Source organism: Micromonospora sp. RL09-050-HVF-A, assembly GCF_019374995.1.
GTDB classification, from domain to species: domain Bacteria; phylum Actinomycetota; class Actinomycetes; order Mycobacteriales; family Micromonosporaceae; genus Micromonospora; species Micromonospora antibiotica.
The window spans coordinates 1,418,890-1,434,517 of sequence record NZ_JAGKQP010000002.1; the positions used below are offsets into that span (position 1 = coordinate 1,418,890).

The following is a 15,628-nucleotide window of genomic DNA, read 5'->3' on the forward strand; positions in this document are numbered from 1 at the left end:
CCGACCGCACCCGGAACACAGCCGGATGCGGTGGTCGCTGTCCTTCGGAAATGTCGCGGTGACGGTCAGGTCCGGACGCTGACCTCAACTGCGGAACATCCTGTTCCCCCACCGATCACAGGGGCACCTTCCTGAGTGCGATCGTCGGCGGCCGACGGCGGCCACCGGCACCCGCCGTGACCTCCGTTAATGCCCGGCGGCGCAATAGCGCAATGCGGGAGAAGGAACTCGGCGGTGCGCCTCCGTACGGTTTCCCCGCGAGTTCGACACGCGAATTCCTCGGTCGCGCCGCGCGGGCCCCGACGCCGGTGCGCCGCGTCGACCCACCGGATCGGGAGGACCCACATGTCCGCAGAAGCGACCCGACCTACCCTCGACGGGACCGTGCCGTGGCCACCGGAGCTGGTGGCGCGGTACACCGAGCGGGGGTACTGGACTCACCGTTCGCTGGGGGCGCAGCTGTACGCCGCCGCCGACGCCGACCCCACCGCGACGTGCCTGGTCGACGGCCCGGTACGGCTCACCTTCGCCGAGCTGACCGCCCGCGCGGACGGGGCCGCCACCCGCCTGCGGGAGCTGGGGATACGCCCCGACGACCGGGTGGTGGTGCAGCTGCCCAACTGCTGGGAGTTCGTCGTGCTGACGGTGGCCTGCTTCCGGCTGGGCGCGGTCCCGGTGATGGCGCTGCCGGCGCACCGTCGGCAGGAGATCGCCGCGATCGTGGCGTTGACGGGGGCGCGGGCGCTGGTCGTACCGGACTTGTTGAAGGACTTCGACCACCAGGCGTTGGCGCACGAGGTGGCCGCCGACGCCCCGACCCTGCGGCACGTGCTGGTGGCCGGGGCGGAGGTCCGCGCGGACAGTGTCGACCTGCGGCGGCTGTGCCGGCCGGCGGACGACCCGGCGGCGGCCCGGTCGGCGCTCGACGCCGCCGCTCCCGCCGGCTCGGCGGTCGCCCTGTTCCTGCTCTCCGGCGGCACCACCGGGGTGCCGAAGCTGATCGCCCGGACCCACGACGACTACGGGTACATGATGCGCCGGGCGGCCGAGCTGTCCGACGTGGACGCGTCGACGGTCTACCTGGCGGTGCTGCCGCTGGCGCACGGTTACCCGATGGCCGGGCCGGGTCTGCTGGGCACGTTGCTGGCCGGTGGCCGGGTGGTGATCCTGCCGTCGCCCGCACCGGAGCGCGCGTTCGAGACGGTGCAGCGGGAGCAGGTCACCTTCACCTCGCTGGTGCCGGCCGCCGTGCAACGCTGGCTGGAGTACCGGGAGAAGGACCCCGACCGGGACCTCGGTTCGCTGCGCCGGGTGCAGGTCGCCGGCTCCCGGCTGGCCGACCAGGTGGCCCAGCGGGTCACCCCGGTCCTGGGCTGCGCGTTGCAGCAGGTGTACGGGATGGCGGAGGGGCTGCTCTGCCTGACCCGCCCGGCCGACCCGCCGGACGTGGTGTGCCACACCCAGGGCCGCCCGATCTGCCCGGACGACGAGTTGCGGCTGGTCGACGAGGACGGTCGGCCGGTGCCGCCGGGCGAGGCGGGGGTGCTGTTGACCCGGGGGCCGTACACGCCGCGCGGCTACTACCGGTCGCCGGAGCTGACCGCGCGGGCCTTCGTCGACGGCTGGTACAACACCGGCGACATCGTGCGGCTGCGGCCGGACGGGAACCTGGTCATCGAGGGGCGGGACAAGGACCTGATCAACCGGGGTGGGGAGAAGATCTCCGCCGAGGAGGTGGAGAACTTCGCCTACCAGCTCGACGCGGTGAGCCTGGCCGCCGCGGTCGCCATGCCGGACGCCGAGCTGGGTGAGCGGGTCTGCCTCTACGTGGTGCCGCAGCCGGGCCGGGCGGTGGCCCTGGAGGACGTAAGGGCGGTGATGCAGCGGGCCGGGGTGGCCGCGTTCAAGCTGCCGGAGCGGCTGGTGACCGTCGACGAGCTGCCGTTCACGGCGGTGGGCAAGGTGAACAAGAAGCAGCTGCGGGCGGACATCAGCCGCCGGTTGGCCGGCTGATCCGGGCCGGCGACGGGGACGCGGCGGCGGGGCGCACCGGGTGCGCCCCCGCCGCCGCGTCCGGGTCAGGGTTTCGGGATGTCGAACAGGGTGGGGATGCGCATGGCCAGTCCCCGGTCGCCCTTGGCCTTCATCCGGCCCAGCACGAACATGGTGACCGGGTTGGCGCTGCTGCTGACCAGCTTGAGGAAGTCGATGTCGCTGAGGGTCAGGGTGAGCCGGGGCTCCCGGTCCGGCCGCTCCGACAGCACACACTCGCCGCCGGCGATCACCATCTCGTAGGTGTCCACCGTGCCCTCGCGCCGGTCGCCGACGCTCCAGTGCAGGACGGCCTCGGTGTTGCCGGCCCGGTCGGCCCGGAACAGGGTGGGCATCCGGACGAAGATGCCGTCGAGGATGGTGCGGCGGTGCGGGCCGCCCATCACCCGGCGCAGTTCGTCGACGGGGGTGGCGGTGACCAGTCGGGCGAAGTCTCGGGGTTCCATCAGGGCAGGGTCGGCGTCGGCGAACATGGGGGTCCCTTTCGTCGTACGGGCAGGGAAGGCCGTGCCGGCAGCTGGCCGGGCGGTCGCGCGCGGCGCGAGCACGACGGCGGCCGGCGGTGCCGCCGTGCGGGGCACCCGACCGGTGGGCGGCCGGTAGCTGGGGTGGGGCCGCCTGTCCGTCGAGTATGGAGAGGTCGGCGGCGGGTTCCTACTTCGACGATGCCCGGTGGCCGACGGGGAAAGGGCATGTATGGAGATGTCCGGGGGCGACCGGGCCGAGATCATGGTGGGGAGGAGGTCGACGGGGGGCGCAGCAGCATGTCCGCGTGCCGGTCGTGTCCCGGCCGCCGCGCCTGCCGAGCCAGGCCACACCGAGCTGAGGGAGACCGGATGAGAGTGCTCTTCGTGCCGCACGCCAACAAGGCGCACCTGCACATCATGACGCCGTTGGCGTGGGCGCTGCGCACGGCCGGACACGACGTCCGCGTCGCCAGTCAGCCCGAGATCGCCGACGCCATCATCGCGGCCGGGTTCGTCCCGGTCGAGGTGGGTCGGACGCGCACGGAGATGCCGGCGTTCTACCCCGGGGTACGCCCCGGCGAGGCGCCTGCGGTGGTGATGGCGCCCGGTGAACGCCAGGAGATGCCGTTGCAGCAGGACTTCCCCCGGGACAACCCGTTGGAGAAGCTGTCCCGCGCGTCCTGGGGTTTCGCGTTGTTCTCCACCGACGAGATGATCGCCGACCTGGTCGCGCTGATCGGCTCGTGGCGGCCCGACCTGGTGGTCTGGGACTCCATGGTGTACGCCGCGCCGGCCGCGGCCACCGTGTGCGGGGTGCCGCACGCCCGGATGATGATGGGCCCGGACGGGATCACCCAGCTGCGCCGGGCCGCCCGGGACGAGGGCGATCCGCTGCGTGACTGGCTGGACCGGGTGTTGACCGGCTACGGCACCCGGTTCGACGAGGACGTCGCCGTCGGGCACTTCACCATCGACCCGATGCCGCCGTGGCAGTACCAGCCCGACGGGCTGCACCTGGTGCCGGTGCGGCACATCGCGGTGAACCCGCCGGCCCGGATCCCCGACTGGTTGCGGGAGCCGCAGCAGCGGCCCCGGATCTGCCTCACCCTCGGCGAGTCGCACCGCAACGGGCGCGGCACCGAGGCTCCCGCCGCCGATCTGCTGGACGCGGTGAGCGGGTTGGACGCCGAGGTGATCGCCACCTTCAACGCCAAGCAGCTCGCCACCATCCCGAAGCTGCCGGACAACGTCCGGGTGGTCGACTTCGTGCCGCTGGCCATGCTGCTGCCGAGCTGCGCGGCGATCGTGCACCACGGCGGGGCGGGCACCTTCGCCACCGCCATCGAGCAGGCCGTCCCGCAGTTGATCATTCCGGGGACGCACTGGGGCTTCCAGTGGTGGGGGCCGCTGGCCCACGCCAACGGCCTGCAACAGCAGGGGGCCGGCCGGTTCGTCGCCGACGCCGACCACCTCACCTCCGAGGCGCTCGCCGAGGATCTGGCCCGGGTGCTCAAGGACCCGTCGTTCAAGGCGAACGCCGAACGGCTGCGGACCCAGGTGGCCGGCCTGCCCACCCCGAACGACCTGGTCCCGGCGCTGCACCGGCTGGTCGACCAGTACCGCGACGTGGCCGCCGCACGGGCCGGGCGGCCGGCATGACCACACCGCTGCGGTTGACCACCGACGCCGGCACCTTCGACGCGCTGACCGCCGGCCCCGCCGACGGCCGGGGCGTGCTGCTGCTGCACGGCTTCCCCGAGGGGGCCGTCGAGTGGGAGCACCAACTCGCCGCGCTGGGCGCCGCCGGTCACCACGCCGTCGCACCGGACCAGCGCGGCTACTCCCCCGGGGTACGCCCCGACGACGTCGACGCGTACCGGATGGACGCCCTGGTCACCGACGTCGTCGCGGTCGCCGGGCAGCTCGGCTGGGACCGGTTCGACCTGGTCGGGCACGACTGGGGGGCGGCGATCGGTTGGGCGGTGGCCGATCGGCACCCGGAGCTGCTGCGCACCTTCACCGCGGTGTCGGTGCCGCATCCCCGGCCGTTCGCCGACGCGCTGGCCGCCGATCCCGACCAGCAGAGCCGCTCGGCGTACCTGGCGATGTTCCGGCAGCCGGGGCAGGCCGAGGGGATGCTGCTGGCCGACGACGCGGCGTTGCTGCGCCGGATGCTGGGCGCGGCGGTGGGGCCGGCGAAGCTGGCGACCTACCTGGACCGGTTGACCGCGCCGGGCGCGCTGACCGCCGCGCTGAACTGGTACCGGGCGACCCGGCCGGAGGACGTCGAGGCCGGACCGGTCGACGTGCCGACGCTCTATGTCTGGGGCAGTGCCGACATCGGTGTCGGGCCGGTCGCCGCGCACGGCACCGCCGCCTGGGTGAAGGGCCCGTACGAGTTCCTCGCCCTGGACGGGGTGTCGCACTGGGTGCCCGAGGAGGCCCCCGACCGGCTCTCCGCGGCCCTGCTCGCCCATCTCGCCCGGCATCCGGGATGAGCCGGCCCGCGCCGCCGCGGCGCGTCCCGGGTCGCCACCGGGTACGCCGTCGGCTCCGCGTGCCGGGTCGCCACCGTCCGGGCCCACCGACGCACACCGCGAAAGGACCGTGATGACCGTCAACAGCACATACGCCGCCGATGCGGCGTCCACCGGGGAGGCACCCGACTTCCCGATGCCCCGGACCTGCCCGTTCGCCCCTGCCCCCGAGTACGTCGGGCTGCGCGCCGAGGCGCCGGTCAGCCGGGTCCGGGTGCCGGACGGGCAACTCGCCTGGCTGGTCACCCGCTACGCCGACGTCCGCCGGCTGCTGACCGACCCCCGGGTGAGCGCCAACCGGTTCCACCCCAACCTGCCGCTGACCGAGCCGGTGACCCCGCAGACCCGGCGCAACATCGCCGCGGTCGGCCGCTCGCTGATCGGGCTCGACCAGCCGGAGCACGGTCCGCAGCGGCGGATGCTGATCGGTGACTTCACGCTGCGCCGGGCGCAGGAGATGCGTCCGCACATCCAACGCACCGTCGACGAGTGCATCGACGCGATCCTGGCCGGGCCGAAACCGGTGGACCTGGTCGCCGCGTTGGCGCTGCCGGTCCCCGCCTCGATGATCACCAAACTGCTCGGCATGCCGTACGAGGACCGCGACCTGATCGTGCGCAGCGCCGACGCGCAGCTGCGCCGGACGGTCTCCGCCGAGCAGCGCCAGCAGACCAGCAGCGAGCTGCGGGCCTACGTCGACCGCCTGGTGACCGCCAAGGAGGCGGAACCGACCGACGACCTGCTCGGTCGGCTGGTGGTGCAGAACCGGCAGACCCCGCTGTTCGACCACGACATGCTCGTCGGGTTGGCGATGTTGCTGCTGGTCGCCGGCTTCGAGACCACCGCCAGCATGATCTCCCTGGGGGTGGCCGGGTTGTTGGAGAACCCCGACCAGCTCGCCGTGGTCACCGGTGATCCGGCGGCGATGGGCCTGGCGGTGGAGGAGCTGCTGCGCTACTTCACCGTCGTGGACGCGCTGCCCCGGGTGGCCACCGCCGACATCGAGGTCGGCGGGGTGACCGTCCGGGCCGGCGACGGGCTGCTGCTGTCGTTCGCCTCCGCGAACTGGGACACCGACGTCTTCCCCGACGCGGAGGTGTTGGACGTCCACCGGGGCGCCCGGCACCACATGGCCTTCGGCTACGGCATCCACCAGTGCATCGGGCAGAACCTGGCCCGCGCCGAGCTGGAGATCGTCTTCCGTTCCCTGTTCACCCGGATCCCCGGGTTGCGGTTGGCCGAGGAGCTCGACGGCCTGCCGTTCCGCAAGGAGTCGAACATCTACGGCCTCGACCGGCTGCCGGTGACCTGGTGAGGGGGACCGCGGTGGAGGGGGGTGACCCGGTGGGCGCGGAGGAACCGACGACGACGCTGGTGGTGAGCCGTGGCCTGTGCATCGGCGCCGGGCAGTGCGTGCTGTCCACGCCGGACCTGTTCGACCAGAGCGAGGACGGCCGGGTGCTGCTGCGTCGGCAACCGGTCGACACCGAGGAGGCCCGGGTCGCGGTCGACCTCTGCCCGTCGGGCGCGCTGCGGCTGGCCGCCGGGCGGTCCGGGCCGGTCGTCGACGACCAGGACGCCACGGCGAAGGGGTGGGGCTGATGACGGGCACGGGTAACCGGATCGCCGTGGTGACCGGCGGCGGGCGGGGCATCGGGCAGGCGATCTGTCAGGGCCTGGCCCGCCGGGGCATGGACGTGGTGGCGGTGGACCTGGTCGACCCGATCGAGACGGTGGCGCTGGTGGAGGGCGAGGGGCGCAAGGCCCTCGGTGTCACCGGGGACGTCTCGGACCCCGACGAGGTGGCCCGGATCGGCGCGGAGATCACCGCCGGGATGGGCGGCTGCCACGTCCTGGTCAACAACGCCGGCATCTATCCGGCCAAGAACATCTTCAAGCTGGAGTACGAGGCCTGGCGCAAGGTGCTGTCGGTCAACCTCGACTCGCAGTTCCTGATGACCAAGGCGGTGCTGCACCACATGTGCGAGGCGCGGTGGGGGCGGATCGTCAACCTCACCTCCAACTCGGTCGGCCTGGCCCTGCCCGGGTTCACCCACTACATGGCCAGCAAGATGGGGGTGATCGGGTTCACCCGGGCGCTCGCCAGCGACGTCGCCTCGTACGGCATCACGGTCAACGCGGTCGGGCCGACGCTGTCGCGTACCCCCGGGCTCGCGGAGAGCCCGATGGCGGGGGCGGCGCAGGAGCACGTGGCGGCGATGCAGGCCATCAAGCGGCCGGGCGAGGCGCAGGACGTGGTCGGCACGGTGGCCTTCCTGGCCAGCGACGACGCCGCCTTCGTCACCGGGCAGACCATCATGGCCGACGGTGGTCTGGTCCGGCTGTGAGCCGCACCGGGCCACAGAGTCACTTTTAAGACATCAACTACCAATTCGTGAGGATTGTCCGACCGGACCGGCGTGCGGGTTTCCCGATCCCGCCCGCCGGTCCGGCTGGCGTGCTGAGCTGGTCACGAACCCCGCCGACCTCCCCCGACAGCAAAAGCTATTGCGATTAGCTTTTGAGCTAGCTAAGCTAGCCTCATGACCGGTTCCCGGAACGCTGACCCGCCCCCGACCCGCTACCTGCACCGCGCCGAGGGCCGCATCGCCTACGACGTCCAGGGCAGCGGCCCGCTCGTGCTCCTCGTGCCCGGCATGGCGGAACTGCGCTCGTCGTACCGTTTCCTCACCCCGACCCTGGTCGACGCCGGCTACACGGTGGTCACCACCGACCTGCGCGGCCACGGCGACAGCGACACCACCTTCACCTCCTACGGCGACCCCGAGACGGCCGCCGACATCAGCGCCCTGATCGACGAACTCGGCCGACCGGCCGTCGTCGTCGGCAACTCACTGGCCGCCGGTGCCGGCGTCATCGTCGCCGCCGAGCACCCCGCGCAGGTCTGCGGGCTCGTGCTCGTCGGGCCGTTCGTCCGCAACCCCCGACAGCCGCCGGGCATGCGCAGCCTCTTCCACCTGCTCATGTCGCCGCTGTGGGTGGCCCACGTCTGGAAGGCCTACCTGCCCACCCTCTACGCCGGCGCCAAGCCGGCCGACTTCGCCGACTACCGGGCGGCCGTCGTGGCCAAGCTCCGGCAGCCCGGCTACGGCGCGGCGTTCTCCCGCACCGCCCGGCAGACCGACCACCGCTTCGCCGAGGCGCGGCTCGCCGAGGTGGACACCGCCGTGCTGGTCGTCATGGGCGAGCGCGACCCCGACTTCAAGGACCCGGCGGCCGAGGCGGCCTGGATCGGCGAGACCCTGCGCGGTGAGGTCGTCATGGTGCCCGACGCCGGCCACTACCCGCAGTCCCAGCAGCCCGAGCTGACCGCCCGGGCCGTGCTCGACTTCCTCAGCAGGGTGCACGCCCGTGCCTAGGGCCGGCCTCACGACCGACGTCGTCGTCGCGCGCGGCGCACAACTGCTCGAAGCCCACCCCACCGACGAACTGACCCTCGCCGCGCTCGCCGACAGCCTCGGCGTCCGCGTCCCGTCGCTCTACAAGCACATCGACGGCCTTCCCGGGCTCCGCCGGGGCATCATGCTCCGCGCCAAGGCGAACCTGTCGGCGGCCGTCGCCCAGGCGTGCATCGGCCGCGCCCGCGACGACGCGGTCCGCAGCCTGGCCGCCACCTACCGCACCTGGGCCCGGCAACACCCGATGCAGTACCCGATGACCATCCGGGCACCCGAACCCGACGACGTCGAGGACCAGCAGGCGAGCGCCGCAGCCCTCCAGGTGATCTACAGCGTGCTCGCCGGCTACCAGCTCCTCGGCGACGACGCGATCGACGCCACCCGGTTCCTACGCTCGGTCATCCACGGCTTCGTCAGCCTGGAGACGGCCGGCGCGTTCAAGCTCGCCGCCGACCTCGAACGCAGCTACGACAGGGCCGTCAACAGCATGCTGACCGCCCTGGAGAACTGGAAGCACCCGTGAGCGCCGTGCCCGCCCGGGGCACCCCGCCGGCCACCCCGGTGCCGGTCCTGCACCGCGTCGAGGGCGCAGCCGTCGCCGGGGCCGCCGTCGTCCTGCTCGTCCTGACGGGCTTCGCCTGGTGGTGGCTGTTCGCCCTGTTCCTCGTCTTCGACCTGTCGATGCTCGGCTACGCGGTCGACCACCGAGTCGGCGCGATCGTCTACAACCTGGGACACACCTACGTCGCCCCCTTCGTCCTGCTCGCCGGGTACGGCCTCGCGCACGCCCTCGACGCGACCGGATGGTCGGTGCTCGCGCTCGTGGCCGCCTGCTGGTTCTTCCACATCGGCGTGGACCGGGCACTCGGCTTCGGCCCGCGTCCCCTGCACTGAACCCGGTCGACGGCACCGGGTCGGCGACGCCCCCGCAGCCCCGCACGGAACCCGCCGACGGCACCGGGTCCGCGACGCCCGCCGCACGCCCCGGCGCGTCCCGGCCGCCGCGTGGCGGCCACCACCAGGCTCACGCAGGGTCACCCGGTGCCCGACACGCTGCACCGGCCTGCCGGATGGTGACCGGGTCGTCCGGAAGGATGGCCGACGGGTGGCGGGCGTCCCGCCGGCTCCCGCCGCCCGGCAGACCCGCACACACGGGCGTCGCCCCGCGCGGCGTCCCCCGAGGGGAGCAACGGTGACACTGTCGGACAGGCTCGCACCGGAGGCCGGCCGGCTCCGGCTGGGCGACGGGTCGAGCGTCAACCGGTTGGGCTTCGGCACCATGCAACTGCCCGGTCCCGGTTCCTTCGGCCCCCCGGACGACCACGCGGCGGCGCTGACCGTGCTGCGCAGGGCGGTCGAGCTGGGGGTGAACTACCTCGACACCAGTGACTTCTACGGCCCGCACGTGGCCAACGACCTGATCCGCGAGGCCCTCCACCCGTACCCCGACGACCTGGTGATCGGCACGAAGATCGGGGTGGTACGCGACAACTGGGGCGACTTCGTGCCCGCCGGGGCCCCTGACCAGCTGCGGCGGCAGGTGCAGGAGAACCTGCGCCGGCTGGGCCGGGACCGGTTGGAGCTGGTCTACCTGCGGGTCGGCGGGGACGGGCTGCTCCGCCCGGGCGGGGCCCGGTTCTCCGAGTCGTTCGCGATGCTGGTGCGGCTGCGGGAGGAGGGCCTGGTCGGCGACGTCGGGCTCAGCGGGGTCACCCTGAAACAACTGGACCAGGCCCGGGCGACGATCCCGATCGCCGCGGTACAGAACCGGTTCCACCTGCTCGACCGGGACTGCCTGGACGTGCTGCACCGGTGCACCGAGGAGCAGATCGCCTTCGTGCCGTACTTCCCGCTGGGTGCGGGGCTGCTCAGCGGGCGTACCGGGCGACCGCAGCTGCCGTTCGGGCCGGACTTCAGCGCCACGCAGCGGCGTACCGTCGACCGGATCGCCGACGGGCACGACGCCACCCGCGCGCAGATCGCGATCGCGTGGTTGCTGGCGTGCTCACCCGCGATCCTGGTCATTCCCGGCACCAGCTCGGTGCGGCACCTCGAGGAGAACATGGCCGCGGCCCGGCTGCGCCTGACCCCGGCGGACCGCGCCGCGCTCGACGCGCTGGCCTGACCGGCTCCACCCGGGCACCCACGTCCCGGCCGGCTGGCGGCACCCGTGCCGGGCCCCGATCCGCCGGTGCCCCGCACGTACGACGTGCGGGGCACCGGGCCGTGGATCAGGCGGCGCAGCCGGCCAGCGCCGGAGTCGGAGTCGGCGCCCCGGGCAGGCCGAGGAACAACCTGGTGCAGTCGATGAGGAACTGCGGGTTCTCCTCCGGGACCCAGTGGCCCGAGTCCGGTACGACGACCTGCCGCACGTCGGTGGCGACCTGCCGGTAGGAGGCGGCGACCCCGGGGCCGAAGGAGAACGCCGCGCCCATCGCCACCACCGGCACGGTCACCGGCTTGGCGGCGGCCTGTGCCCGGTTGTCGGCGATGTCGGTGTTGAACGCGCGGTAGTACTCGTAGCCGGCCGTCCGGTCGGCCGGGTCGCGGTAGGCGCGGTAGTAGACCGGCCGGTCGATGGTGTCGTGCTGGGACGAGAAGTCGAAGATCCGGTCCAGGTAGACCTCGACGTCCGAGTTGTCGATGAGCAGCTCGGGCGTCGGCGCCGGGGTGGCGTTGAACAGGAAGTGCCAGCTGCGGCTGTAGAGGTCCTCCAGGCCGAAGCCGGAGAGCGCGGTCTCGATGACGATCATCCGGGACACGTCGGCCGGGTAGTCCCGCGCCCACGGGTAGGCCACCAACGCGCCGACGTCGTGGCCGAGCAACTCCACCCGGCCGAGGCCGAGCTGCTGGGTCGCGGCGTGCAACCGGCGGGCGGTGGTGGCCTTGTCGTACCCGCCGGCCGGCGCGGCGGAGTCCCCCAGACCGGGCAGGTCGAACGCGACGACCGTCCGGCCGGCGCGCAGCGCGGGCAGCACCGGCCGCCATGCCTGCCAGGTCTGCGGCCAACCGTGCAGCAGCACCAACGCCGGTCCGTTCCCCCCACGCACGTAGTGCAGCCGGGTCCCCTCGACCTCGACGAAGCCGTGCCGGAACCCGGGGGGCAGCGCCCGGTCGGCCGTCCCGGCCGGACCGGGCGGACCGGCGACCGCGTTGGGGGCGGCGACCAGCAGGAGCACGAGCCCGGCCACGGCGGCGACGACCCGACGCCACGGGTGGCGGCGCGGCACCGGGTCACCGGCAAAGACGGACGTTCGCGGGAAGCGGCGCACGAGGAGTCCTTTCGTCCGGATCAGCACTGTCAGGTGACGCGGAGGCCGCGGCCGGGGCAGGCCCCGACCCGCCCGTGCCGGACCGGGCGACGGCGCCCCGGCGGGTCGGTACGGTCGCCCCGCAACACGTCGTACGACGACGGATGGGATTCGCGCCGTCGCATCATGTCACCCTTCCCCGGTACGGTGACCACGTCAATGGTCGATGAAGCGCACGTTGCGAGACGACAGGACGACAGCCGTACGCCTAGCGTCGGAGTATGGCGACCGACAGCGCGGTGGTGGTCGGCGCGAGTATCGGCGGGCTGCTGGCCGCCCGCGTGCTCAGCGAAACCCACGGCCGGGTCACCCTGGTCGACCGCGATCCCCTGCCCGAGCAGGCCGCCAGTCGACGCGGGGTGCCGCAGGGCCGACAGCTGCACGTGCTGCTGGACCGGGGACGGCAGGTACTGGAGGAACTGCTGCCCGGGGTGACCGACGAGCTGGTCGCGCTCGGTGCGCCCCTGATCGACCTGCACGGCGACGTGCGCTGGTACAACGACGGTTACCTGATGCAGCCGGCGGCGTCCGGACTGCGGGCGATCGGGGTGGGCCGCCCCCTGCTGGAGCAGGTCATCCGCAACCGGGTGGCCGCGTTGCCCGGGGTGACCATCCTGCCCGGCCACGAGGTCACCGCCCTGACCACCACACCGGACCGGCGACGGGTGACCGGCGTACGCGTGCACCGCCGGGCCGACGGCCCCTCGACCACCCGGGAACTCTCCGCCGAACTGGTGGTCGACGCCGGTGGGCGGGGCACCCGCAGCCCGGTGTGGCTGGCGGAACTCGGCTACCGCCCCGCCCCGGAGGAACAGGTGCCGGTCGGGCTGACCTACGTCACCCGGCTCTACCACCGTCAACCACAGCAGCTCGACGGGCTGCTCGGGGTCCTCACCAACGCGGTGCCCGGTCGTACCCGCGGTGGGATCGTGGCGGTGCAGGAGCAGGACCGGTTCGCGGTGGCCCTCAGCGGCATGTTCGGCGAGGAACCGCCGCTCGACGACGCCGGCCTGCTCGCCTTCGCCGACAGCCTGCCGGCGCCGGAGATCGGCGCGTTGCTGCGGCAGGCCCGCCCGCTCGGTGCGCCGGCCCGGATGCGGTTCCCGGCCAGCGTCCGCCGCCGCTACGAGCGGCTGCGCCGCTTCCCCGCCGGTTACCTGGTCTTCGGCGACGCGCTGTGCAGCTTCAACCCGATCTACGGGCAGGGCATCACGGCGGCCGCGTTGCAGGCGGTGGAGCTGGCCCGACTGCTGCCCGCCGGGCCGCACGGGCTGGCCCGGCGGTTCTTCCGGCGGGCGGCCCGGGTGATCGACATGCCGTGGTCCATCGCGGTCGGCACCGACCTGCGCTTCCCCGAGGTCCCCGGCCCCCGGTCGGCGCGGGTCCGGCTGACCAACGCCTACGTGCACCGGCTGCACGCCGCCGCCACCGCGAACCCGACGCTCGGTGCGGCGTTCCTGCGGGTGCTCAACCTGGTCGACCCACCGCGCCGGCTGCTCGCGCCGACGGTGGCGGCGCGGGTGCTGCGCGGGTCGGACGGTTCGGCCCGGCGGTTCGACAGGCCGAGAAAAGTCGGCACGCTCGAATAAGACCGCACCGGTACGCGTCGGCATGCTGTGAGCGGGCAGCGGTCGCTGCCCGGCGGGTGCGACGGCACACGGCGTCACCCGTCAGGCCCGGGGCCCGGTGGGCCGGGCGCCTGCCGGGTCGGGTCGCTGTCGGTCGGCCGTGGGCCCGCCCGGATCGGCAGAGACGAGGCACCATGGCCCTGCGAGAAAGCCCCGATTCCCCGGCACCCCGCCGGCCGGTGTCGCCGACGCCGGTGCGACCGGTCTCACCGGCACCCGCCCGGCACGGCACCGCCGCCCTGGTCAGCGCTGCCGCCGGGGTGCTGTTGGCGGTGCTCTGGTCGTTCGAGTTCGTCGACTCGGTCATCGGTGACACGGTGGCCAACAACCTGCTCGGCCACGACGCGAAGGCGACCGCTATCGGCGGCACCGGCGCGGGGCTGCTGTTCGCCTTCGTGTCCGGGTTCGCCGGCACCTTCACCGCCTGCAACATCGCGATGGTCGCGTCGGTCGGGCCGCTGAGCCAGGCCGGATCGCCCACCCGGCTGCGCCACCAACTGCGTACGCTGGTCCGCCCGGTGGGCTGGCTGGCACTGGGGATGATCGCGGTCTCCGCGACGTACGGCGCGGTGGGGGTGCTGATCGGCGACAGCCTGCCGCAGCTGTCCACCGAGACGGTAGGTGGCATGCCGGTCCGGCTGATCCAGTCGTCGGTGGTCTTCGGGGTGATCGGGTTGGTGCTCGCCCTGCTCGGGCTGGGTGCTCTCGGGCTGGTGCCCGACGTGTTCGCCCGGCGGCCGGTGGCCCGGGTGGTGCTCATCGGGGCGCTGATCGGCGGTTTCCTCATCGGACGGCCGTACCCGCTGTTCAACAAGCTCTTCCACTGGGCGGTGGAGACCGGCAACCCGCTGTACGGCGCGGCGGCGTTCACCCTCCAGTCGCTGGGCAACATCGTCATCGTGACGCTGCTCTTCGTCGTCGTCGTGCTGGTCACCCGGGGAGGCTTCCTGCGCTGGATGACCGACCCGACCCGCTCGGCGCTGGTCACCGGCGCCCTGCTGGTCGCCCTCGGCGTCTTCACCGTCGTCTACTGGGACCTCCGGGTCCCGGCGATCTTCGGCATCGGCTGGTTCCCCACCATGCCCTACAACTGACCCACCCCAACCCCGCCGCCAACCCCGTTGATCAAGAGGTTTGCGTCACCGTTGATCTCCAACCTGACGCAAACCTCTTGATCACCGCCGCCAGGTGGGGGTGGGGGTGGGGGTTAGGTAGGGGTTAGGTGGGGGGTGCGGTGACGCTGGAGCGGTGGACCAGGGTGGGGGCGATGGTGTGCCGTTCGACCGCTCCCGGGCCGGCCTCGATCTGGCGTAGCAGCATCGCCAGGCCGGCGCGGGCCACCGCGTCGAAGTCGGGGCGCACGGTGGTCAACGGCGGGATGAAGTACGCCGCCTCCGGCACGTCGTCGAAGCCGACCACGCTGATCTCCTCCGGCACCCGACGCCCCCGCTCGCTCAGCGCCCGCAGCACCCCCAGCGCGAGGTGGTCGTTGGCCGCGAAGATCGCCGTCACCTCCGGCATCCGGGCCAGCATCTGCCCGCAGCGGTAGCCGGACGCCGCGCTCCAGTCGGCCGACAGCACCGGCGGCACCTCCGCGCCGGCCGCCCGCAGCGCCGCCCGCCAGCCCTCGACCCGCCCGGCGCTGTCGAACCAGTCCGCCGGGCCGGAGACGTGCCACACCGTGCGGTGCCCGGCGTCCAACAGGTGCCGGGTGGCCAGCCCGGCCCCGCCGCCTGGTCGACGGTGACCAGCGCCGCCTCCCGGGCCGGATCGCCGTCGACGGTGACCAGCGGCACCCCGTGCGGCAGGTGGTCGAGCGCCTCGTCGGCCGAGGCCACCGGGGCGATCACCACGATGCCGGCGACCCGGTGGTCGAGGTGCCGCTCCACGGCGGCGGAGATGGACCGCCGGTCGAGGGTGCTGACGCTGCCGACGCTGACCGCGAAGCCGGCCGACGCGGCGGCCTGCTCCAGGGCCGCCAGCAGCGACGCCGGACCGTACAGGGTGCTGTTCTGGGCGACCACCCCGATCAGCTGGGAGCGGCCGGTGACCAGTGCCCGCGCCGCCCGGTTCGGTCGGTAGCCCAGCTCGGCGATGGCCGCGCGGACCCGTACCCGGGTCTGTTCCCGGACGTTCGGGTGGTCGTTGAGCACCCGGGAGACCGTCTGGTGGGAGACTCCCGCGAGGCGGGCGACGTCCGTCATCGCAGGACCA

General features: G+C 73.3%; 14 protein-coding genes and 1 pseudogene. 12 read left to right on the forward strand and 3 right to left on the reverse strand.

From position 1 onward, the window contains the following. Window positions 1-345: 345 nt before the first annotated feature. On the forward strand, window positions 346-2,013 hold the full coding sequence (locus J7462_RS06580; protein ID WP_219462703.1) for a (2,3-dihydroxybenzoyl)adenylate synthase: 1,668 nt from the start codon (window positions 346-348) through the stop codon (window positions 2,011-2,013). Window positions 2,014-2,078: 65 nt separating this feature from the next. Here J7462_RS06580 and J7462_RS06585 read toward each other — a convergent pair whose 3' ends face one another. Then, complete coding sequence (locus J7462_RS06585) at window positions 2,079-2,498, reverse strand: SCP2 sterol-binding domain-containing protein (RefSeq protein WP_372443995.1); 420 nt, start codon at window positions 2,496-2,498, stop codon at window positions 2,079-2,081. A 390-nt stretch (window positions 2,499-2,888) separates the two neighbouring features. On the opposite strand from J7462_RS06585, the gene J7462_RS06590 reads away from it, so the two are divergent. From J7462_RS06590 to J7462_RS06630, 9 genes are all read left to right on the forward strand, one after another. Next, window positions 2,889-4,178 (forward strand): nucleotide disphospho-sugar-binding domain-containing protein, encoded by a 1,290-nt coding sequence (locus tag J7462_RS06590; RefSeq protein WP_219462705.1) that lies wholly within the window; start codon window positions 2,889-2,891, stop codon window positions 4,176-4,178. Window positions 4,179-4,186: 8 nt separating this feature from the next. Next, window positions 4,187-5,017 carry an alpha/beta fold hydrolase gene (locus tag J7462_RS06595; protein ID WP_374197568.1) on the forward strand — a complete coding sequence of 277 codons (831 nt, stop codon included), beginning with the start codon at window positions 4,187-4,189 and terminating at the stop codon, window positions 5,015-5,017. Between the two features lie 112 nt (window positions 5,018-5,129). Next, window positions 5,130-6,371 carry a cytochrome P450 gene (locus J7462_RS06600; RefSeq protein ID WP_208566658.1) on the forward strand — a complete coding sequence of 414 codons (1,242 nt, stop codon included), beginning with the start codon at window positions 5,130-5,132 and terminating at the stop codon, window positions 6,369-6,371. A gap of 56 nt (window positions 6,372-6,427) precedes the next feature. Then, a complete protein-coding gene (locus J7462_RS06605; protein WP_208566830.1) occupies window positions 6,428-6,658 on the forward strand; it encodes a ferredoxin in 231 nt (76 codons plus the stop codon). Continuing rightward, entirely contained in the window at window positions 6,658-7,404 is a 747-nt protein-coding gene (locus tag J7462_RS06610) for an SDR family NAD(P)-dependent oxidoreductase (protein WP_219462709.1), read from the forward strand. The genes J7462_RS06605 and J7462_RS06610 overlap by 1 nt, the downstream gene beginning before the upstream one ends. Before the next feature lie 195 nt (window positions 7,405-7,599). Next, entirely contained in the window at window positions 7,600-8,436 is an 837-nt protein-coding gene (locus J7462_RS06615; RefSeq protein ID WP_219462711.1) for an alpha/beta fold hydrolase, read from the forward strand. Then, window positions 8,429-8,998 carry a TetR/AcrR family transcriptional regulator gene (locus J7462_RS06620; protein ID WP_219462713.1) on the forward strand — a complete coding sequence of 190 codons (570 nt, stop codon included), beginning with the start codon at window positions 8,429-8,431 and terminating at the stop codon, window positions 8,996-8,998. The genes J7462_RS06615 and J7462_RS06620 overlap by 8 nt, the downstream gene beginning before the upstream one ends. Continuing rightward, complete coding sequence (locus J7462_RS06625) at window positions 8,995-9,369, forward strand: DUF4260 family protein (RefSeq protein ID WP_219462715.1); 375 nt, start codon at window positions 8,995-8,997, stop codon at window positions 9,367-9,369. The genes J7462_RS06620 and J7462_RS06625 overlap by 4 nt, the downstream gene beginning before the upstream one ends. A 298-nt stretch (window positions 9,370-9,667) precedes the next feature. Continuing rightward, complete coding sequence (locus tag J7462_RS06630) at window positions 9,668-10,600, forward strand: oxidoreductase (protein WP_308290786.1); 933 nt, start codon at window positions 9,668-9,670, stop codon at window positions 10,598-10,600. Window positions 10,601-10,706: 106 nt separating this feature from the next. Here J7462_RS06630 and J7462_RS06635 read toward each other — a convergent pair whose 3' ends face one another. Further along, window positions 10,707-11,747: an alpha/beta hydrolase gene (locus J7462_RS06635; RefSeq protein ID WP_308290787.1), complete on the reverse strand. Its 1,041-nt coding sequence runs from the start codon at window positions 11,745-11,747 to the stop codon at window positions 10,707-10,709. A gap of 260 nt (window positions 11,748-12,007) precedes the next feature. Here J7462_RS06635 and J7462_RS06640 point away from each other — a divergent pair, with 260 nt between their 5' ends. Further along, complete coding sequence (locus tag J7462_RS06640; protein WP_219462716.1) at window positions 12,008-13,375, forward strand: NAD(P)/FAD-dependent oxidoreductase; 1,368 nt, start codon at window positions 12,008-12,010, stop codon at window positions 13,373-13,375. A 173-nt stretch (window positions 13,376-13,548) separates the two neighbouring features. After that, window positions 13,549-14,508, forward strand: a complete 960-nt coding sequence (locus J7462_RS06645) for a hypothetical protein (protein WP_255597612.1) — start codon at window positions 13,549-13,551, stop codon at window positions 14,506-14,508. A gap of 124 nt (window positions 14,509-14,632) precedes the next feature. On the opposite strand, the pseudogene J7462_RS06650 reads toward J7462_RS06645, so the two are convergent. Further along, window positions 14,633-15,618: pseudogene (locus J7462_RS06650) on the reverse strand (LacI family DNA-binding transcriptional regulator). Between the last annotated feature and the right edge of the window lie 10 nt (window positions 15,619-15,628).

Coding starts and splice junctions, on each gene's coding strand:
- J7462_RS06580 (WP_219462703.1), top strand. CDS start 346: ATGTCCGCAGAAGCGACCCGACCTACCCTCGACGGGACCGTGCCGTGG.
- J7462_RS06585 (WP_372443995.1), bottom strand. CDS start 2,498: ATGGAACCCCGAGACTTCGCCCGACTGGTCACCGCCACCCCCGTCGAC.
- J7462_RS06590 (WP_219462705.1), top strand. CDS start 2,889: ATGAGAGTGCTCTTCGTGCCGCACGCCAACAAGGCGCACCTGCACATC.
- J7462_RS06600 (WP_208566658.1), top strand. CDS start 5,130: ATGACCGTCAACAGCACATACGCCGCCGATGCGGCGTCCACCGGGGAG.
- J7462_RS06610 (WP_219462709.1), top strand. CDS start 6,658: ATGACGGGCACGGGTAACCGGATCGCCGTGGTGACCGGCGGCGGGCGG.
- J7462_RS06615 (WP_219462711.1), top strand. CDS start 7,600: ATGACCGGTTCCCGGAACGCTGACCCGCCCCCGACCCGCTACCTGCAC.
- J7462_RS06640 (WP_219462716.1), top strand. CDS start 12,008: ATGGCGACCGACAGCGCGGTGGTGGTCGGCGCGAGTATCGGCGGGCTG.
- J7462_RS06645 (WP_255597612.1), top strand. CDS start 13,549: ATGGCCCTGCGAGAAAGCCCCGATTCCCCGGCACCCCGCCGGCCGGTG.